Origin of the sequence: Phocaeicola intestinalis, from assembly GCF_014837065.1 — a bacterium.
GTDB lineage: Bacteria > Bacteroidota > Bacteroidia > Bacteroidales > Bacteroidaceae > Phocaeicola > Phocaeicola intestinalis.
In genome coordinates this window covers 1-20,300 of record NZ_JACSPP010000006.1, presented here as the reverse complement: position 1 = coordinate 20,300, position 20,300 = coordinate 1, and the positions used below count along the sequence as shown (strand labels likewise).

The window sequence follows — 20,300 nt, the reverse complement described above, 5'->3', positions numbered from 1 at the left end:
CGATAGGCGGGATTATTTGTAACTTTGCCCTATAATGAATAACATAAAATATGGAAAGAGATTATTTAAGACTACTGTTCACAATGGAGGAATTCATACGTCTTGAACCTCGATTAAAGAAATGGTTTGGAATAGATAGAAACAATCCGTACATACAAGAACTTTTTGGTAACTATGCAAGCATAAAGTTAGATGAATCTTCCAACAAAGAAAGATACATGAATGAAAAAGGGCATTATGATGTCAATGCTTACGCAGAAGCGCATTTTGAAGCGTTAGCAAAAGAAGAATTGCCTATGAGAATATCAACAGATACCTATTTGCTTACCATAGAGGATTTCTGCGAGAAAAACCAACTTGAAATTACAGAGAAAGACGAAGTTTACCAAGTCTTGCTCTATGCCTGTGCCCTATTAATGAGAAATAAATTGGAAACAACGGAATCCACACAGGAAGATATGAATTACGAATATCAAGAATACATCCATGCCATCCGTCCTGATATGTTGAAACTATACATAGGCTTGCACCACAACGATAGTCTGAATGATAAAGTCAAGAAATACCACAAACAATGCAGAATATCATTTGGTGATTTAAGCCCTATAAAGATAGACGAGCAGACACCGTGGTTTCAGGAAGCACTTGACCGTTATCTTGAAAAATATCTTGGTGTAAAAAGCGTAAAAGAAGCCGAGCAGGAATTATATGCCATTTATGGAAAAACTGTTGGGGCTAAAATGAATGTGAACGCAATAAGATTTATGTGGGGAACTTATCACTTGCTGCAAGATATACCTAACTGCAAGTCCAAGACTGAAAAATCTGTAACCAAAAAACAAGGCAGGATTATCGCAGACTTGTTGAACAGGCTCAATTTAATTGAGTACAAGGAAAAAGAAAGCTTTTTGGATTATATGGATGGGGAGAGAATTCGCGTGTCGTTAAAAAATTATCTCATGCAATATGATTCGATTGACGATATAATCAAAGCAAAGCAATATAAGACCTCTCCCAATAATACAGATTCATCAAGATATTATTAGCAAGCCTTTTCATTCGATATGATTTTTAGAGGGTGTGTCCGAATAGACACACCCTTTTTGTTTAGTAAAAAACTCTCTAAAAACAGCTTTAATTACTTACCAATGTTCCCCAAGAATAATACCGACCTTTGCAACGCAATCCGATACGAAAAGCGAGATGCAGCATAGCTTTAAGTGGGTAGGTCGCAAGAGTTAAAAGTACAAAATTGAACAACATGAGTTTTACATTTGCTGGCATTATGCTACAAGTTGAGCAGTCATATAATAATACGGCAGCTCACACCGAGTTAAAAGCGATGATGAATCGCAATGAAAGATTATCCCTCTACTTCACCATAGACCGATACGGCTATGAAGCAATTAGAGTGGAAAGCAAGACAACCAAGAACTTTGCCTATCAAATCAACCAAGAAGCATTTGCATGGGTGATGAACTATCTATTGAAAGGTGAAACCGAGGACTTCAACGTGAAGCCCGATGCGGTAGCCAAGTCCGAAGAAACAGACGCTAACAAGTTCCGCAAGGATATGTTGAAACTGTTTGTGGAAAACGGAATAGGAAACATTCAGTTTACCCCTGAATTTCGGGACAGGACAGGCAAACTTACGGGAGTAGCCAACTTCCGTTACGGAACTATCCTTTTCTTTATGGAGCGTGACGAGGAAATCACAAGCTATTTGCGAGAAAGAGGATTGATTAGATAGGCATTATTACCAACCGAGAGTTGGGGAGCAACCAAAAGCTCTCCACTCTCTTAAAAAACACTCGAATTATGATAAATATAATCTTACCAATAAATAAAGGGCAACGCTTGTCTGATATTTACACGATTGAAACAAATACTATTCTTTGTAAGACGCTTACAGGATTGGGAGCTACTTATTCAGAAATCAAGGCTGAACGCCATTCTATTATTATAGAGTTAAACCAACCGCCCATTGTGGGCAAATGTAAAGACCCGAAACACAAGAAAGACAACCTTTTCGGGGTAATGCAGAAAGTCACGGTAGATGATGTGATTGCATATCTTGAAGACACCATTGCCAATGGTAAACTCATTAAGATACTATGTACACCCGAAAGTTTCTACAAGGTCAAGCAAGCCTTTGAATACTTGGAACTGAATATGTACACAATGTGCTTCATGTTGTTAGATGAGTGCCACAAACTTGTCAAGGACAACGATTATCGGGAGGATATAACTTTGCCAATAGACGATTTCTTTCATTTTGACGGGAAAGCTATGGTGTCAGCAACCCCGATTATTCCCTCTGACCTACGTTTTGAAGAACAAAATTTTATACTTGTAGAAGTCAAGCCCGATTATGATTATACCAAAGCAATGAACATAGTCCATACAAACAACGTGCTTGAAGCGTTGAAAGTGACCCTGCCCCAAATTCAACAGGTACAGGAAGAACCGAGAAGCATTTGCTTTTTCATCAACAGCACAGACATGATTCTTCAACTTATGAATAAGCTGAATATCATTGAGGACAGTGTGGTGTTTTGTTCCGCAAAGAGCGTGGATAAACTGAAACGAAGCGGATTCAACCGAGCTTATGATAATTGGAACGACAAGCACAAGAAGCCTTATATGTTCTTTACAAGCCGTTTTTACAGTGCATTGGATATAGAACTTGACGAGAAACCTGATGTTGCCTTTGTGACAGAGCCTTACTTTGCTGAATATACTATGATAGACCCTTGCACGGATGCGGTACAGGCAATCGGACGGTTTAGGGGTGGAGTTTCCACCATACACCATATCGTGAACACCAATGAAAGCTACCCTGTTAGAACAAAGTCCGGCATAGTAGAATATCTAAAAGCAAGTAGAGAAGCATATATGACGATAAAACGGATATATGATTGTACAACCTCTTTGGAAACAAGAAACGCTTTTAAGGCAGCGTTGGATATATTGCCATTTAACAAGATGCTGAAAAACGGCAAGATTGATTATTTTGCCATTGACAACTATATGGATGAAGCATTGGTTAAGTCCTCATACAACAACATTGACTTGCTCATGTCACTCTATGGAAAGACAAGCCATTTCAGAGCGGAAATATCCGATTCGCTATTTTATCCATTAGGCGACAAGGAACGGTTGACATTGGAGAACAAGAATACATCAATAAAGGAAAGCCGTAAAAAGTTGGTGGAGATTCTTGAATCTTTGAAAAACGACATGGATTCTCCCATTGTCCAAACGCACATAAGGGAACTTCGCAGACTTGACCCTTTTATAGTGGAAGCCTATGAAACGGTAGGAAAGGAAGTGATAGAGATTAACAATTACTCACCGAAGAAAATCAAAGAAGCCATGATACTGAAACGCTATCGGGAAAAGACGACAGGTGTTGAGTTTGTCCAACTATTGAAGAACTCCTTTCAAGTAGGGAAATGCTATACATTGAAATATATAAAGGCTGAATTAGTCAGACTTTATAAGATGCTTGACATATCGCCCAAAGATACGGTTACAGCACAGACGATTCGTGAGTTCTTCCAAGTCGAAGAATTATAGGAATAACTTTGTCATTCTTTTATAGTTGCAAAAACAAACAGCAACCTATAAATTATGCTTCTATCGACAGCTTGATAGTTGGCAAATGGAAAATGGTGGAATATGCTGATGGTTATGTTAATGTTCTTGACACACTTGGTTTTTACAAGAACGGTAAGGCTGACTGCCCACCTGAAACGGGTAAATTTACCTACCACCTGATAAAGCCTGATTTGTTGATTATCTATAATAAGGGCTTTGGAGAACAGCATTTCAAGATACTCAAACTATCCAATGACAGCCTTATAAAGCAACTTAGACGGCAAAGGATATATGCAGACAGCATAGACGAACTTGTAAGCGGAGAGATTGAGAAATATATAAGAGTGACAAACGAGTAACAAGATATACGTTTAATATAAAAACAAAAGACAGATGAAAACATTAAGAATTATGGGGTTGCTCTTTGCTCTTATTACATTGAGCATAGCTCCCACAACAAGCAATGTGCAAACTTATAAAGGCTCTATTGAGGGTGGCAGAACACTGCATACCGATGATATGGGACTGTTTAGTACCACTGATATTTACACAACACATGGTTTTCAATTTAACCCATACCTTTATGTGGGTGCAGGTGCTGGAATACGTTTAGGAGATAGCTATACTGCCATTCCCATATATGCAGATGTTAACTACACCATGTTAAAGAAGAAAGTTTCTCCCTTCATAGATGCAAAAATCGGATATAGCCTACTTGATGAATCCGGGAGTGGGTGTTAATTGGAACTTCTATAAAGGATTATCTGTGTTTCTAAAAGTTGGATATACCTACAATGCCAACCCTTGTGATGATTGGATAAAGCCAAATGAAATGGGATGGGTGTCAGAACAAAATAAAACGGATATTTACCCTCATGGTGTGTCTGTTTCTATTGGCTTCGGCTTCTAAAAAACTTGATAAGAAGAAATGGCATTTATTCAATATGGATGCCGTTTCTTTTTAGCTGGTACTTTTTTTGAACGGAATCCAATTTATAAGACGGAGTAGAAAATAGTCCTCTTGCTAAAAATCATACTTGAAAGGCATTTATCAGTGGCTTATTGTACTATAATTCAACAATATTCACTACCTTTGCTCAAAACAAATCATAGACTATTATGTGCGAATATGCAGAAATAGAAAACATTCAACTCTCCAATGGAAAGACCGTCAAGGAAGTGAATGAGAATGTCCGCAAGGAAGTGGAACACATTTACTTGGAGGGCTGGGCAAAAGGCATTTCTATTCCATTTTGGGATAAGCAAGGCAACTTCTATTTGGCTAATCCTGACGGTAGTGAAGATTTGGTAGAGTTCAACCGTAAGGAAAGAAGCTACAAGGTTATTTCAAGAGTTGCAGACAAGGGGAAAGGCAGATACGCTTACCTGTTAAACAAATAGGAATGGAAACACGTCCTGAATTTACAGTAATAGCAGGTGCAAACGGAGCTGGTAAGAGCCGTTTGTCTCCTTATTATTTGCATTGCAAATCTTTTGATGGTGATTTGCTTGCACTCAATCTGCGTAAGGAACATCCTGATTGGATAGAACGCTGGATAAGTGGTACAGTAGCAAGCGAATTGCAGAAGCAAAAAGATGAAGCCATTGCACAGCATAAAGACTTCGCTTTTGAAACAAACTTCTCCAACGACCTTATTTTGAACATGATTGGGGAGTTCAAGGAAGCCGGATATAAAATCTCGCTTTTATATTTCGGCTTAGGGTCTTTGGAAGAAAGCACAACAAGGGTGATGCAGAGAAAGTTATTTGGAGGACACGATGTTGCGAATGAAATCATAGAATACAACTTCTATGAGGGAATCAAGCGTGTACAAGAAAATCTGCATCTGTTTGACAATATCACATTTGTAGACGGGAACTCCAATTATGGAGAAATAGTGGCAATCTATATCAAGAAATCAGCTAAACACGAAATCACTAATCAGAGCTACGAATGGTTTAACCGTTTCTTTGCAGAAGCATTTGATAAACTAAAATAAAGGTAGTTTTGTCTATGGATAAAGAGCAAGCTATAAAATTGGCACAGCGATATAAAGCGGCAGTCGCAGAACGGTTGCCCTTAAAGGCTCTTTACCTTTATGGCTCATACAGCAAAGGCAACCATACAGAGGACATTAACAATCCTCTCTATGCAGACATTCTCAAAACGGGAATACTGATATAAAAGCAGGAATCACCTACCGGAACAAATACCTTATCATAAAAACTATACTATCTCTCAATATAGGAATAGTTGCAAACAACTTACTAAATATAGCCTTTATCATTGCATAAACCCATAAGAATGACTATCTTTGCAACAAGAACGAATGTTGACTGATTGTTGACTAATTCATTCTTAATAGAGTTCATTAACTTGTTAGCAATGATGTGCAAAGGACTTGTAGCTCAGTTGGTTGCATAGGAAAGCGCAGCTTTTCTATGCCGAAGAGAGCAACAGACTCATAATCTGGAGGTCCTAGGTTCAAGCCCTAGCTGGTCCACACTAAAAATCAAGCACTTACGAGCAATCGTAGGTGCTTTTTTCTTTTGTTAGTGACCTTCAAGTGACCTTTTCGAGACAAAACTCATCTCCCGTGACCTTTTGAAATTTCACGAAACGGTTAGTAATTGAGCGACATTTCAATTATCAAGCGAAAAATATTTGGTGTTGACGTTGTGCTCTCTAGTCTCAATTGAACTAAATAGCAAAGAAAATTGCCAAGCTTTGTAATATTTTTGTTTATTATTACACGTTTTACATGAATAATTAGTATTTTTGCCACATAAAAATTTTCGCAAAATGGCAAAAAACGACCTCAATAGATTGAAAGTGGTGCTTGTTGAACAGCACAAAACGGCAAAATGGTTAGCAGAACAAATGGAAAAAGATCCTGCGACTATTAGCAAGTGGTGTACCAACAAAGCACAGCCATCATTAGAGACTATCAAAAAGATTGCAGAAATTCTACAGGTCAAAATGAGCGACCTTGTAAGCAATGAACGACCTTAAAGCAGAGATCAAATGGCAGACAACAAGATAAATATCCGCAAACTGGAAGCTGACCTTTGGGAGTCGGCAGACTTGCTTCGTGCTGGAAGTAAACTTACATCGAGCCAATACTGTATGCCAGTTTTGGCATTGCTGTTTCTAAGATACGCCTATAGCCGTTTTAAGATGGTTGAAGCAGAACTGCTAAAGAATCGCCCAAGTCGTGGCGGTCGTGTGATGCCTGTTGAACCAAGTGACTTTGCTGCTAAAAGTGCGCTTTACCTTCCTCGTGAGGCTCAGTTTGACTATTTGGTCAATCTCCCGGACAACCAGCCTTTGGGCGAGGCGGTAAACCATGCCATGACATTGGTTGAAGGACAGAGCGAACAATTGACCGGTATTCTGCCAAAGTCATATACGATGTTCAGCGATGAGCTGTTGCGTGAACTGCTTCGCATTTTCAACAATAAGACGCTGGACGAGATTGGTGGCGATGTGATTGGCCGCATCTATGAATACTTCCTCTCGAAGTTTGCCAAGGCTGTGGCATCAGACGATGGCGTGTTTTTCACTCCAAAGTCTTTGGTAAAGATGCTTGTAAATGTACTGGAACCAAAACAGGGCATAATGCTTGATCCTGCTTGTGGTTCGGGAGGTATGTTCGTGCAGACTGGCGACTTTGTGAATGCAGGTGGCATGAATGCCAATACGCAGATGACCTTCTACGGTCAGGAGAAGGTGGAGTACAACGCCCAGCTATGTCTGATGAACATGGCGGTTCATGGGTTGAACGGCCGTATCATCAGCGGCGACGAGGCCAACTCTTTCTATCATGATGCACACAACTTGGCAGGCAAGTGTAACTACGTGATGGCCAATCCTCCATTCAATGTTGATAAGGTGAAGGCGGAATCAGCATCTGCTGCCGGTCGTTTGCCATTCGGCTTGCCAGGTGTTAATGCTAAGACAAAAGAGATTGGTAATGCCAACTATCTCTGGATTTCATATTTCTATGCCTACCTCAACGACCATGGTCGTGCAGGATTCGTCATGGCATCATCGGCAACGGATAGTGCCAATAAGGATCGTGACATCCGTGAGAAACTTGTCCTGACGGGCGATGTGGATGTGATGGTTAGTGTGGGCAACAACTTCTTCTACACCCTTTCGCTGCCATGCTCGCTGTGGTTCTTCGATAAGGCGAAGCGTCTAGAGAACAAGAATCGTGTGCTCTTCATCGATGCTCGAAACTATTACACCGTCGTTGACCGTACTCTCAATGAGTGGTCTGAATGGCAGTTGAAGAATCTACAAGCCATTGTTCACCTCTATCGTGGAGAACAAGACAAGTATAAGTCGCTTATCAAAGAGTATTGGAATGCTCTTAGCGAACATGCAGAAAGACATGATAATACTGCATGGCAAGATAGTGAAATGACTTTCGAGAAGGCTCTTGGTATTCTTGATTCTGAAGAGGCATCATACAAAAAGTACATCAAAGAACAGCAAGATACTCTCAAAAAAACGAAAGGGAAGAAGGATAAGGATGAATTGAAGGCAATCATTGCAGCCAATGAAGCAGAACTCGCCTATACCCTCGAAACCAAAGATATGGTCAATGAAGCCATCTGGCTGACTTCTAAATTCGGACTTGATGGCGAGTATCAGGACGTATTGGGTCTTTGCAAGATTGCTACCACCGACGAAATCAGCGAGAAGAACTACAGCCTTACTCCTGGTGCCTACGTAGGAGTGGCAGAAGTTGAAGACGATGGGGTTGACTTCCATGAGCGTATGAGCGAGATACACGCAGAGCTCGCCATACTCAATGCCGAAGCCAACGTGCTTATGAGTGAGATAATGAAGGAATTGGAAACTCTTAACACGAAGTAAATCATGGCAAACGAGATAAAACCAATAGTGCCAACCGATATTTCACCAACGGATGCAGTAGTCGGAAATTTGATGTCTGACCTTCGCCAAATCATTGACGAAGCGCGAATCCATGTGGCATCTACTGCCAACTATGAACTTACCATGATGTACTGGCATATAGGTGAACGAATCAACCGTGATGTGCTTGGTAATGAACGAGCTGATTATGGAAAGCAGATTGTCGCGACAGTGTCACGACAATTACAGAATATCTACGGACACAAAGGCTTTGATGTGAAAAGCTTGTATCGTCACATGCAGTTCGCAACCCTTTTTCCCGATTCTCAGATTGTCTCGACAGCGTCGCGACAATTATCCTGGTCACATTTCGTGGAGCTACTGCCATTGAAAGATGAACTGCAACGTGATTATTATTTCACGCTGGCATCAGCCAATAGATGGAGCGTTCGTCAGCTTCGCAAAGAAATTGATGGAATGCTATACGAACGTACAGCATTGTCGTCAAAGCCAGAGGACGTTGTAAAGCAGGAACTTGCCAATGTCAGAGATAATAAAGTAGTTTCTCCTGATGTAGTATTCAAAAGTCCTTATTTCCTTGAATTTACTGGGCTAAAAGGCTTGTATAGCGAGAAGGACTTGGAAGATAGTCTTGTCGCACATCTGGAACAGTTCATTCTTGAACTTGGAAATGGGTTCTGTTTTGCTGAGCGTCAAAAGCGTATGATTATTGACGGAGAGGATTTCTATCTTGACCTGCTATTCTATCACCGCAAGCTACATCGCCTTATTGCCATTGATCTGAAGCTCGGTCGTTTCAAAGCTCAATACAAAGGTCAGATGGAGCTCTATCTACGTTGGCTTGAACAAAATGAAATGGAGCCAGGGGAAGAAACACCACTTGGTCTTTTACTCTGTACCGAAGGTAGTGAGGAACAGATTGAACTTCTCCAACTCGACAAATCAGGAATAGAGGTCGCTCAGTATATGACAGAATTACCTCCGCGTGACATTCTCGTTCAACAGATACAAAAGTCCCTTGAAGTCGCAAAAGCTAAATGGGGGCATGAAAGAAAGGAGGATGAGGTATGAACGAGTGGAAGAAAGTCAAATTAGGTGAGCTTTATGAGGTTCACAACGGTTTATCCAAGGGACGACAGTTCTTTGGAGCAGGTTTTCCATTCCTTACTTTTTCCAACGTATTTAACAATTGGTTCTTGCCTAAGCAGTTAGAATCTCTTGTACAAACGACTGATAAAGAACGTGAATCATGTTCGATAAAAGCAGGTGATGTCTTCATTACTCGTACAAGCGAAACAATGGATGAACTTGGAATGAGTTCTGTTGCACTGAGAGATTATCCAAACGCGACATATAATGGTTTCACCAAAAGACTTCGTCCAATAACAGATAGGGTTAACCCACGCTACATTGGTTACTATTTACGTACACCTAAGTTTCGTGGTCAGTTCATGGCATTCTCAAGCATGACAACCAGAGCAAGTCTTGCAAATAACGATTTGCTTAACATGGAGGTGGAATTACCACCAATGGAAATCCAGCACCGCATCGCCTCTATACTATCTCGCTACGACTCACTAATAGAGAATTATCAGAAGCAGATAAAGTTGCATGAAGAGGCAGCCCAGCGACTCTATAAGGAATGGTTCGTTGACCTCCGTTTCCCCGGACACGAAAACACCAAGATTGTCGATGGTGTGCCAGAGGGGTGGGAGGAAAAATCTATATCGGAGGTTTTTGACTTCAAGTATGGAAAAATTTTGCCGACAAAAGATTTTGTGGAAGATGGTCCTATACCCGTTTATGGAGCAAGCAAACAAATTGGCAGATATACAAAAGCAAATTGTTTTGAGCCCAAGGTACTAATAGGAAGTCGTGGTAATGCCGGATTTGTTCACCGAACGATAGAAGATGAAACATATGTGACAAACAATTCATTCATAGTAGAACCGTGTGCCAAATATGGGTATCTAAAATTGCCTTTTATTTTTGAATCATTTAAAGTGTTAGATTTCGTTGCGATTTGCACAGGTGCTGCGCAACCACAATTGACACTCAATTCAATATCATCTCTCAAGTACATTGTACCCATAAAAGATTTGATAGTTAGGTATTGTGGCATTACTACATGCTATTTTAGTAAGATAGCACTGGCATATAAGCAAATCCATCTTCTCACCGAGGCTCGCGACCGCTTGCTTCCGAAGTTGATGAGCGGCGAAATAGAAGTATAATTTTAAAACGAAAAGAAATATGGATTTAAATACAATTTTCGATGGGTGGGGAACTGAACTTGTTAGTCTTCTCGTTGGCCTACTTGCCACTGGCATAGGATACAGGTTCTATAAAAATGGGAAAATTTATCAAAAGCAAAAGGCAGGAAATAATGCAAAACAGAAGCAAGAGATAAAAAACTCTCATGAAAAAAATACATCCCAAAAACAAGAGGCTGGTGATAACTCAGAACAGATTCAAATCGGTTAATTATGGATATTTCTAAAAAAGAGCAGACACAAACGGCAGGTGATAATGCCATACAATATCAAATAGAGAGTCAGAATAATAATTATTCTACTCAAGTTACTCAATATTTTGGAGCTTCACCTTCTGAGATGGTTTCTGTAGCGACTACCGTATATAACCAGATGTATGCTCTTTCTGCTAAGAATTATGCAGAAATAGCAACTACAACAGTTAATGACAGAATAAATGCGTTTGGCTGTGAATTGTTCCCAAGACTCGAAAAAATAGAGGGGGCTTTAGAAAAATTCATGGATCCCAAATTTGAATTCTTATTGGGTGATGCCCAAGTAACTGCTGCGAAATCTGATCGACATGATGATTTATGTATGCTGTCAGAATTGTTAGCTTGCCATGTCTTAAAAGGCGAAGATAAGAAAATAGATGCCGGCATTAGTCATGCAATTAAAATTGTAGATGAAATTGACAATGATGCACTTTGTGCTTTAACTATTGTTTGCGCCTTTCAATTCTATTCTCCAGTTTCTGGTATTGCCAAAGAGGGTTTGGATATTCTGAATAACATGTTTGGCAAATTAATGTATTTGGAATTGCCAACAGGAACGAATTGGATGGATCATTTAGATATGTTAGGGGCATTAAGAATGTCATCATTAGGCTTAAAAAAATCAGAGCCATTACTTGTTTCAAAGTTTCAGGAATACTCTTGTGCTGGAATAAAAAAAGATTCCGATGAATTAAAACGTGCTTATGAAATACTTGCTATGAACAATATCTCTAGCTCCGTTATTATTGATAACGAGTGTTTAGATGGTTATGTGAGACTAAATATATCTGATATTGACAATGTAAAGCCCCAATATAAAGAGTCTATTTTACAAATTAGGAGCTTGTATACAAAAGATAAAACTATTATTACAGCAGCAAGTAGTAATTTTGTCAATATGTGGAATTCTTATGAAAATTTGAAACAGATAAGGGATTGGTGGGATGCGATTCCTTATGCATTTAATGTATCATATATGGGGCGTGTTTTGGCACAAACCAACGCAAAAAGAATAGACCCCACATTACCAGATCTTATATAATTATATGGCAAAGGACTATAGCGAAGACCTTCTCATACAGAAATCGTCAGCCGAACTCTTGGAAAAAAACTCGGTTGGAAGTCTGTGTATGCTTTCGACAATGAGGTACTTGGCGAACAAGGGACACTTGAACGCAAGACACAGGGCGAGGTTGTGCTGACACGCCATCTTCGCTTGGCCTTGAAACGTCTGAATCCATGGATGATGGACAAGCAAATGACGGAAGCCGTGGTCACTTACTCCCAAGGCTGATGAATGAAGAATTAACAGTTTAAATTTCCGATGGAAAGAACAGATTACATAGAAAAACGTGAGGACATCATTTCGAACATCGAAACCTTGTACTCATATCTTCATGGCGAGAGCGGTGAAGACTACAAGCAATGGGCTGTTGATAAATTGAAGCGAGGCAAAAATATGGTTGTTGAGGTAATTGACGGTCATATTTGTTTTGCTCCAAGCAGATTCGTGGGCTACTTAAATAACACCAAAGATAAGCACGATGAAAATCATGGTGATGGCACTGATACCGATAAAAGAATCAATCTGTACTATCAGAAAGTGGCCGATGAGAGACTTGATGCCCTTATGCAAGCTGAGTTATCAAAGTATGAGGAAGCGTCTGCCAACAAGAAGTATTGGATTCCAAATGGCATGACGATAGAAGATATACTAGCGCATTCAGATATTAATTCACGCAGGTATTGGGTTTTCGCTCCAGGAGAATCTTGCGATCATTGGGAAGAGTGTAAATCAGAGGGAGTAATGCTTGTCGGTTGGGACGAGGTGGGAAATCTTACTCAATACGAGGATAAAAATTCTATTGATGCTGCACTCAAGAAAGCGTATCCAAACGGCAAAGATAGTTACAGAAAAAACGATGTCAGCACATTGTGGTATATGTGCCGTGAAATTCAAGTAGGGGATGTCGTATATGCTAGAAATGGTCTGAGCGAAATTCTTGGTCGAGGAGTCGTAACTTCAGATTATTTCTATGACGAAAAACGTGACGATTTCTGCAATGTACGAAAAATCAAGTGGACTCACCTCGGACGCTGGCCTGCTTCAGCATTAAGTATACCAACTATTATTCCCAAGTATGGACAATGGGTGGAAGAAATGGAGAAAACAATAACTTTATCAGAATCAGATAAAACTATGCTCAACGATATCAGCAAATACGCACCTCTTCTTCAGCAGAAAAAGAATATCATCCTTCAAGGTGCTCCTGGTACAGGAAAAACCTATAATACAGCAGCCATTGCACTATCGGTAATCGGTGTGACAGATGTTGATTTAACTAACCACAAGGCTGTGATGGAACGATATGAGGAGTTGCGTAAGAAACACCAGATTGCATTTTGTACGTTCCATCAATCAATGGAATATGAAGACTTTGTAGAAGGCCTAAAACCATTTCCTGTTAAGGATAAAGATGGGAATGTGATTGGCATGGAGTATCGCATAGATGATGGAATTTTCAAGCAGATATGCAATGATGCTTTGGAAAATCTTAGACAATCTTCGACCGAAACAATTCAACAAGTAAACTACGAAGAACTCTTTGACAGTTATTGTTTATTTATAGAACAAGAACTGGCAAAGTTGGCTGATAATGGTGAGGATGCTGCTATCATGTTACACCCTAAGAGCAAAATGAAGATGCGTGGTATCTCAAGATCACGTGGAAAGATTAACAGTATTCTTATTGGGCAAGGTGAACATGGGTCTACACAATCTCTATCAAAGAGAATATTTGTTCGTGACTATGCTGATTTTTTATCTGGTAATATAAAAAGTTATTTAGATATAAAACCAGTTTATGGTAGCCAGTCAAAATTCCATGGAAATGCTGTCTATTATTATCCTCTTTATGAAGAGATAAAGAAGTTCTCAGAGAAAAACAAAGAGACTAAGAGCAATGTGGAAAAGACAGAGGCGAAGAACTATGTTCTCATTATAGATGAGATAAATCGAGGAAATGTGTCCAAAATCTTCGGGGAATTGATAACTCTACTCGAATCTGATAAACGAGTTGGCGAGAATACAATTCACCCTATAACTGTAAAATTACCATACTCAAAGAATTTCGATGATGAAGAAACCGATGATTTTGTAGTGCCAAGCAATCTCTACCTCATCGGTACAATGAATACTACCGACCGAAGTACAGGCACTCTCGACTATGCTTTGCGTAGAAGGTTTGCTTTCGTAACATTGAAATCGAATGTGTCTGTAGTTGAGAAACATTATGATGCACTTGGTGATGAGGATTTGAAGAATAAGGCTGTTACACTATTCAAAGATATAAAGAAATTCATTGAGAATCCAAATCATTTATCTGGCGACATGGATATTGATGACCTTATGGTGGGTCATAGTTACTTCATGGCAAAGAATGAAAAAGAACTGTTGGCAAAGGTAGAGTACGAGGTGTTGCCTCTCATTACAGAGTACATAAACGACGGTATTCTCAATGTGAAGAACGACGAGAAGAAAAAGGCGTTTGATGCTTGGAAAAATCTTCAGCCGTTTGAAATGAAAAGCGAAAATACAGAAAGCGAGGACATCATATAATAACAGAAATGCATAAGCTCCGAGAACACGAACAGTTGAAAGTAGAACGCCACGAGAAATATGATAAGCTTTCGTTGGTTTCTTGGACCCGTTCATTGAATAGTGATGAATGGGGCTACTTTGCGTCGTATAAAATTGGAGCAGAATGGGTTGACAATGAAGAGGCTTTAATAGTGACAGCAAAACGAGGAATGGAAAACATTGACTTTCTTGGAATGTTCATGACTTGTTTTTCTTCCAACTTGGCCTTGGAGTCATTCTCTAAAATCTATTCAATCGACTATGATAAGCCTTCAATCAACGCTCCATCACTCAAAGGCGTGTTAAGCCCGCTTATTATGCTCCATTTCCTTGGAGTGATTGGAAGAATAAAGACTCTGAAACGAGGTTATATTCATCACAGCGAGAACCTGAAAAAGGTGAAAGGACACATCGCCATACTTAAAAACGAAAGAAACAACATCTTGCAGAAACGATATGATCGTATATATTGCGAGTATGATGAGTATTCTGCTGATATTCCAGAAAATCGACTTTTGAAAAAAGTATTACTCTTCGTAAGGAGAATGATGCAGAACATGGGAGATGGTCATAGATCGTACGACAATATTAACCTCGCAATAAGGAAAAGTCTTGCTTTGTTCGAGAATGTGAGCGACGAGGTAAACCTGAAAGAGGTAAGCCAGATAAAAGCACACAAGTTATTCAAGGAATATGCTGAGGCTATAAGATTGTCAAAACTGATTCTTCGTCATTTTGACTACAGCATAAACAAGGTTTCTGCCACCGAGGAGCAAGTCGTTCCTTTTGTTTTGGATATGTCATTGCTCTATGAGCATTATGTATATGGATTGCTCTATGAAGCATATCAGAACAAAATCACATATCAGTATAGTAGCCTGACAGGAAAACCTGATTTCCTTTATCATTCGCAGAGTTTCAAAGCGATTCTCGATACAAAGTATATTCCGAAATATGAGAATCAAAAGCTTGACACTGATGTTGTAAGGCAGTTGAGCGGTTATAGCAGAGACTTGAAGATATTGAAATACTTGGGATATGAAGATGTTTCGGAAGAGGCGCCATTGCCAAATGTACCCTGTGTTGTTATCTATCCAGAGGAAGGTGGGGAGAAAAATAACCCGTTCCTCAATATTTCATTAAAGAAACTATGTTCGAAGAGTGTAGGAGGACTTGCACTATTCTATAAAATAGCAATATCGGTCCCTACATTAAAGGAGTAAATATTTATAATTATGGCAAAAGACTATAGCGAAGACCTTCTCATACAGAAATCGACAGCCGAGTTGCTTGAACAAGAACTTGGTTGGAAATCTGTGTATGCTTTCGACAATGAGGTGCTTGGCGAACAAGGAACACTTGGACGTAAGACTCAAAGCGAGGTGGTGCTGATGCGCCATCTCCGTATGGCTTTGAAACGTCTCAACCCTTGGATGACCGACAAGCAGTTGACGGAAGCCATCGAGCGCATGACCAGCCACATGAGCTCGCAGACGCTGATGCAGATCAACGAGGAGAAGTATGGTTATTTGCGTGATGGTGTGCCTGTCACTCGCCTGAAACCTAATGGCGAGACAGAACAGGTACGTGCCCGCGTCATGGATTTTGCCAATGTCGATAACAACGAGTTTATTGCCGTTAGAGAACTTTGGATAAAGGGACCTATCCACAAGCGTAGGACAGATGTGGTGTGCTTCGTGAATGGTATTCCGCTTATATTCATCGAACTGAAGAATCATGACCAGGACATACAGAATGCTTATACCGACAACTATCGCGACTACCTTGAAACCATACCGCATTTGTTCCACCACAATGCCATGATCATGCTTAGCAATGGCATGGAAAGCCGTGTGGGTACGGTGGGTGCCAAGTGGGAGTTCTTTCATGAGTGGAAACGATTGACAGAGTTGGATCACGGCAATATCGAATTGCCAACAATGCTCCGTGGCATCTGCAAGAAGGAGAACCTGCTGGATTTGCTTGAAAACTTCATTCTCTTCGACCATAGCGGTGGTTCGACGGTGAAGATTCTGGCACGCAACCACCAGTACCTCGGTGTGAATCAAGCCGTGGAGATGTATCGCCATCGAGAGGAAATGAAAGGTAAACTGGGTGTGTTCTGGCATACGCAAGGCTCTGGCAAGAGCTATTCGATGGTGTTCCTTGCTCAGAAAATCAGGCGTAAGTTTGAAGGCTCACCTACGATTGTGGTACTGACCGACCGCGACGAATTGAACAAGCAGATAAGCGATACCTTCGAGAATTGCGGACTGTTGGGCGGTTTGAAAGCCAAGCAGTTCATTGCCCATAGTGGTGATGACCTTCGACAGAAACTGCAAGGCAATCCTTCGTTCATATTCTCGTTGATACAGAAGTTCAACAAGGCAGATGCCGAACCTATCTATCCAGATCATGACATAATAGTGATGAGTGATGAAGCCCATCGTACCCAGAATGGTGTCTTTGCAGACAACCTCATGCATATGCTTCCAACGGCAAACCGTATCGGTTTCACTGGAACACCGCTGCTCAGGGATGATAATATCACAGCTCGTACATTCGGACAGTATGTTTCGGTCTATGACTTTAAACGTGCCGTTGAGGATAAGGCAACTGTACCCCTTTACTACGAAAATCGCGGGGAGAAGTTGCAGGAACTGAAGAATCCGGAAATAAATGCCGAGATTGCTGCTCGTCTTGATGAAGAAAATCTTGATCCATCACAGCAAGCCAAACTGGAACGTGAGTTTGCTCAGGAGGTGCATCTGCTGACCGCCGAGAAACGACTGCGAGTAGTGGCACAGGACTTTGTGCGTCACTATAGCGACTTATGGACGAGCGGTAAGGCCATGATGGTAAGTTTCAACAAGGTAACTTGCGTGAGGATGTACAACTACGTACAGGAGTATTGGCAAAAAGAGATAAAGGCTCTACGCAAACGTATTGACCAAGATCCATGGCAACAGGAAGTTCAGGAGATAAAGCGCAAACTGCAATGGATGGAGGAAACGGAAATGGCTGTTGTGGTATCACAAGAGCAGAACGAGATCCAGACATTCAAGAAATGGAGGCTCGACATCACTCCACATCGTGAGAAGATGGAGAAGCGCGAACTTGACAAGGAGTTCAAGGATGCCGATGGCAAACTCCGTGTGGTTTTTGTCTGTGCCATGTGGCTGACAGGTTTTGACGTAAAAACGCTGTCATGCCTTTATATTGACAAACCCATGAAGGCGCATACCCTGATGCAGACCATTGCCCGTGCAAACCGTGTGGCAGAAGGTAAGTCGAATGGTCTTGTGATTGACTATATAGGTATTGTGAAAGCACTCCGCCAGGCACTGGCTGACTATACAGCTAATCCTGATGGCGGAGACGGCGGCAACGACCCTACAGTCAACAAGGAAGAACTGATAAAGAATGTTTGGGAAATCATTTCGACAGCGGAAACGTTTCTGCATGAAAAAGGTTTTGAATTGCAGGAACTCATTGATGCAATGTCATTTGAGAAGCTGTCACTTCTGAAGAAGGCAGCAAACCAGCTATGTGATACCATTGAAACCCGTAAGTCGTTCTGCACATTTGCGACTACCTTGCTCAAACTTTGGAAATATCTCGATCGTGAAGATATAACCGAAGATATGCGCAAAAAGAAAGATGCTCTGGAAGCCATCTACAAGGAATTGCAGAAAAAGCGTAAGCACGCGGACATCACAGACCTGAGTGTAGCAATCAATGATATTGTCAATGAGCATCTTGATATAGATTCCAATGCTATGATGGTTGCTGATGGTGGTGGACGCAGGTTTGACATCAGCGGCATCGACTTCGATTTATTGCGAAGAGAGTTTGCCAAGCGTGAAGACAAGAACCTCGTACTAAGAGACATTCAAGACCTGCTTCAAGAACGTCTGGCCCGTCTGCTGGCAGATAATCCATCAAGAATCAACTTCTACGAGAAGTACCAAGAGATTATTCAGGCATATAACCAAGAGCAGAATCGCGCAACGATAGAGAAAACCTTCGAAGAGTTGATGCATCTGTCTCAATCTCTCAGCGAAGAAGAGAAGCGTTATGTACGAGAAGGATTCAAGAGTGATGAAGAGCTCTCGCTCTATGACCTCCTATTGAAAGACAATCTGTCAAAGACCGAAGTCAAAAAGCTGAAGGATGTAGCCATAGAGTTGCTTGCTAAAATAAAGGAACAGTTGGCAGGAATGGATCATCCATTTGACAAGCCAACGACTCGTGCTACTCTTATCATTACCATACGTGATGTTTTGTGGCAGGAACTTCCAGAGAGTTATAGCGAAGAAAGTATAAACTACTACCGCGATACCATTTACAACTATGTTAGTCAAAAATATGGTGGTGTGGCATAAAACAAAGAATGGACAAAAATGAATCGACTCGTTATCATAGGAAATGGCTTTGACATGGCTCATGGCCTCAAAACCAGTTATATGGATTTCATAAACTGGTATTGGGAGCAGAGATTGTCAGCACTTTTGACAGAGCATGCCCCTATCTCGGAAGATTGCTTATGCAAGTTGGAGATAAAGAACACAAAAGATGGTGCTAGTTGGTCTAATTTCTTCTTCTTTCATCCATTTAGGGATTTGATGACAAGGGAGTGGAAAAACCCACCAACTGAGATTATAAGTGCGATAAAGGAAAATACAGATGATTTTTCTGTGACGTATTCTAAATTCTTTGAGACAATTCTCCAATCAATAGAAACAAGAGGCTGGGTTGATATTGAGAACGACTACTATCAGCTATTGAAGCAGTGTACAGGAAATGCAGGCAGAGGTTACTCAGTCAAGGAACTGAATGAGCAGCTGGCTTATTTGCAGGAAAAGCTGGTAGAATACCTTCGGACAATTGATGTCCCTGTAACGATAGAAACGATTAATAGTGCCATAAGAGAAAACATTTGCATAGAGGATTTATCAATTGAGGGAAAAGCATTGGCAAAGAAAATGGGAGTCATAGAATATGACATCAATTCCTTTGATGATAATCGATATATGGACGAACGTTTTTCAGGAATGCCCCCAGAACGTACCATGCTGTTGTGTTTCAATTATACTGGGACTGTTAAGGAATATGAACAATATGGTGGTCTTATCCTCAATTACATCCATGGAGAGTTGGAGCACCCTGAACACATCATCTTTGGCTATGGTGATGAACTTGACAAGGACTATCAGGACATTCTTGACAAGCAAGACAATGAGTTGTTGAAGAACGTCAAGTCTGTGAAGTATCTGGAAACAAAGAATTACCATAAGATGCTTGACTTCCTGATGGCAGCCCCATTCCAAGTGCTGATTATGGGGCATTCTTGTGGCAACTCCGACAGGACTTTGCTTAACACTGTATTTGAGCATGAGAACTGCGTTTCAATAAAGCCCTTCTACCACAAATGGGAAGATGGTAGCGACAACTATCTGGAACTTGTGCAGAATATTTCACGTAACTTCACCAATATGAAGTTGTTCAGGGATAGGGTTGTCAACAAAGAACAGTGTTTAACCATATAAGTAGGGTGTCCAGTTTAATGTTCCCAATTTAGCCCACATTTTTGAGCTGTTTGGTGCGTACTGTAACCCAGTTTGTGG

General features: G+C 40.7%; 18 protein-coding genes and 1 tRNA gene. All 19 read left to right on the top strand.

All coding sequences use genetic code 11. The features are described from left to right. The first annotated feature begins 50 nt into the window (after positions 1-50). Positions 51-1,046 carry a hypothetical protein gene (locus tag H9625_RS03215; RefSeq protein WP_191762988.1) on the top strand — a complete coding sequence of 332 codons (996 nt, stop codon included), beginning with the start codon at positions 51-53 and terminating at the stop codon, positions 1,044-1,046. Positions 1,047-1,342: 296 nt separating this feature from the next. Then, positions 1,343-1,750, top strand: a complete 408-nt coding sequence (locus H9625_RS03210; protein ID WP_225226234.1) for a hypothetical protein — start codon at positions 1,343-1,345, stop codon at positions 1,748-1,750. Between the two features lie 68 nt (positions 1,751-1,818). Further along, positions 1,819-3,579 (top strand): hypothetical protein, encoded by a 1,761-nt coding sequence (locus H9625_RS03205; protein ID WP_191762987.1) that lies wholly within the window; start codon positions 1,819-1,821, stop codon positions 3,577-3,579. Between the two features lie 92 nt (positions 3,580-3,671). Beyond that, a complete protein-coding gene (locus H9625_RS03200; protein ID WP_143269915.1) occupies positions 3,672-3,959 on the top strand; it encodes a hypothetical protein in 288 nt (95 codons plus the stop codon). A gap of 34 nt (positions 3,960-3,993) precedes the next feature. Then, on the top strand, positions 3,994-4,341 hold the full coding sequence (locus H9625_RS03195; protein ID WP_225226232.1) for a hypothetical protein: 348 nt from the start codon (positions 3,994-3,996) through the stop codon (positions 4,339-4,341). A gap of 378 nt (positions 4,342-4,719) precedes the next feature. After that, positions 4,720-5,001, top strand: a complete 282-nt coding sequence (locus H9625_RS03190; protein ID WP_087211849.1) for a xenobiotic reductase B — start codon at positions 4,720-4,722, stop codon at positions 4,999-5,001. 2 nt (positions 5,002-5,003) lie between these two features. Beyond that, positions 5,004-5,600: a zeta toxin family protein gene (locus H9625_RS03185; RefSeq protein ID WP_087396088.1), complete on the top strand. Its 597-nt coding sequence runs from the start codon at positions 5,004-5,006 to the stop codon at positions 5,598-5,600. A gap of 398 nt (positions 5,601-5,998) precedes the next feature. Next, a tRNA-Met gene (locus H9625_RS03180) sits at positions 5,999-6,104 on the top strand. A gap of 299 nt (positions 6,105-6,403) precedes the next feature. Beyond that, entirely contained in the window at positions 6,404-6,613 is a 210-nt protein-coding gene (locus tag H9625_RS03175) for a helix-turn-helix transcriptional regulator (RefSeq protein WP_044064576.1), read from the top strand. A gap of 12 nt (positions 6,614-6,625) precedes the next feature. Next, positions 6,626-8,485, top strand: a complete 1,860-nt coding sequence (locus H9625_RS03170; protein WP_191762986.1) for a type I restriction-modification system subunit M — start codon at positions 6,626-6,628, stop codon at positions 8,483-8,485. A gap of 3 nt (positions 8,486-8,488) precedes the next feature. Next, positions 8,489-9,577 (top strand): PDDEXK nuclease domain-containing protein, encoded by a 1,089-nt coding sequence (locus H9625_RS03165; protein WP_191762985.1) that lies wholly within the window; start codon positions 8,489-8,491, stop codon positions 9,575-9,577. Beyond that, the gene (locus H9625_RS03160; protein ID WP_191762984.1) at positions 9,574-10,740 is read left to right on the top strand and encodes a restriction endonuclease subunit S; all 1,167 of its coding nucleotides are present in this window, start codon (positions 9,574-9,576) and stop codon (positions 10,738-10,740) included. Before H9625_RS03165 ends, H9625_RS03160 begins: the two co-directional genes overlap by 4 nt. A gap of 19 nt (positions 10,741-10,759) precedes the next feature. Further along, positions 10,760-10,990, top strand: coding sequence for a hypothetical protein (locus H9625_RS03155; RefSeq protein WP_191762983.1), 231 nt, complete (start codon positions 10,760-10,762; stop codon positions 10,988-10,990). Positions 10,991-10,992: 2 nt separating this feature from the next. After that, positions 10,993-12,075, top strand: coding sequence for an LPO_1073/Vpar_1526 family protein (locus H9625_RS03150; RefSeq protein ID WP_191762982.1), 1,083 nt, complete (start codon positions 10,993-10,995; stop codon positions 12,073-12,075). Between the two features lie 84 nt (positions 12,076-12,159). Continuing rightward, entirely contained in the window at positions 12,160-12,327 is a 168-nt protein-coding gene (locus tag H9625_RS03145; RefSeq protein ID WP_191762981.1) for a hypothetical protein, read from the top strand. A gap of 30 nt (positions 12,328-12,357) precedes the next feature. Then, a complete protein-coding gene (locus H9625_RS17570) occupies positions 12,358-14,652 on the top strand; it encodes an AAA family ATPase (RefSeq protein ID WP_225226231.1) in 2,295 nt (764 codons plus the stop codon). Between the two features lie 35 nt (positions 14,653-14,687). Beyond that, on the top strand, positions 14,688-15,896 hold the full coding sequence (locus H9625_RS03135) for an McrC family protein (RefSeq protein ID WP_225226229.1): 1,209 nt from the start codon (positions 14,688-14,690) through the stop codon (positions 15,894-15,896). Between the two features lie 12 nt (positions 15,897-15,908). Continuing rightward, a complete protein-coding gene (locus H9625_RS03130) occupies positions 15,909-19,058 on the top strand; it encodes a type I restriction endonuclease subunit R (protein ID WP_191762979.1) in 3,150 nt (1,049 codons plus the stop codon). Between the two features lie 18 nt (positions 19,059-19,076). Further along, positions 19,077-20,222: an AbiH family protein gene (locus H9625_RS03125; protein ID WP_191762978.1), complete on the top strand. Its 1,146-nt coding sequence runs from the start codon at positions 19,077-19,079 to the stop codon at positions 20,220-20,222. Positions 20,223-20,300 lie beyond the last annotated feature (78 nt).

What these genes read in the sequence shown, in the direction of transcription:
- H9625_RS03215 (WP_191762988.1), top strand. Translation starts at nt 51, where the DNA reads ATGGAAAGAGATTATTTAAGACTACTGTTCACAATGGAGGAATTCATA.
- H9625_RS03210 (WP_225226234.1), top strand. Translation starts at nt 1,343, where the DNA reads ATGATGAATCGCAATGAAAGATTATCCCTCTACTTCACCATAGACCGA.
- H9625_RS03205 (WP_191762987.1), top strand. Translation starts at nt 1,819, where the DNA reads ATGATAAATATAATCTTACCAATAAATAAAGGGCAACGCTTGTCTGAT.
- H9625_RS03200 (WP_143269915.1), top strand. Translation starts at nt 3,672, where the DNA reads ATGGTGGAATATGCTGATGGTTATGTTAATGTTCTTGACACACTTGGT.
- H9625_RS03195 (WP_225226232.1), top strand. Translation starts at nt 3,994, where the DNA reads ATGAAAACATTAAGAATTATGGGGTTGCTCTTTGCTCTTATTACATTG.
- H9625_RS03190 (WP_087211849.1), top strand. Translation starts at nt 4,720, where the DNA reads ATGTGCGAATATGCAGAAATAGAAAACATTCAACTCTCCAATGGAAAG.
- H9625_RS03185 (WP_087396088.1), top strand. Translation starts at nt 5,004, where the DNA reads ATGGAAACACGTCCTGAATTTACAGTAATAGCAGGTGCAAACGGAGCT.
- H9625_RS03175 (WP_044064576.1), top strand. Translation starts at nt 6,404, where the DNA reads ATGGCAAAAAACGACCTCAATAGATTGAAAGTGGTGCTTGTTGAACAG.
- H9625_RS03170 (WP_191762986.1), top strand. Translation starts at nt 6,626, where the DNA reads ATGGCAGACAACAAGATAAATATCCGCAAACTGGAAGCTGACCTTTGG.
- H9625_RS03165 (WP_191762985.1), top strand. Translation starts at nt 8,489, where the DNA reads ATGGCAAACGAGATAAAACCAATAGTGCCAACCGATATTTCACCAACG.
- H9625_RS03160 (WP_191762984.1), top strand. Translation starts at nt 9,574, where the DNA reads ATGAACGAGTGGAAGAAAGTCAAATTAGGTGAGCTTTATGAGGTTCAC.
- H9625_RS03155 (WP_191762983.1), top strand. Translation starts at nt 10,760, where the DNA reads ATGGATTTAAATACAATTTTCGATGGGTGGGGAACTGAACTTGTTAGT.
- H9625_RS03150 (WP_191762982.1), top strand. Translation starts at nt 10,993, where the DNA reads ATGGATATTTCTAAAAAAGAGCAGACACAAACGGCAGGTGATAATGCC.
- H9625_RS17570 (WP_225226231.1), top strand. Translation starts at nt 12,358, where the DNA reads ATGGAAAGAACAGATTACATAGAAAAACGTGAGGACATCATTTCGAAC.
- H9625_RS03130 (WP_191762979.1), top strand. Translation starts at nt 15,909, where the DNA reads ATGGCAAAAGACTATAGCGAAGACCTTCTCATACAGAAATCGACAGCC.
- H9625_RS03125 (WP_191762978.1), top strand. Translation starts at nt 19,077, where the DNA reads ATGAATCGACTCGTTATCATAGGAAATGGCTTTGACATGGCTCATGGC.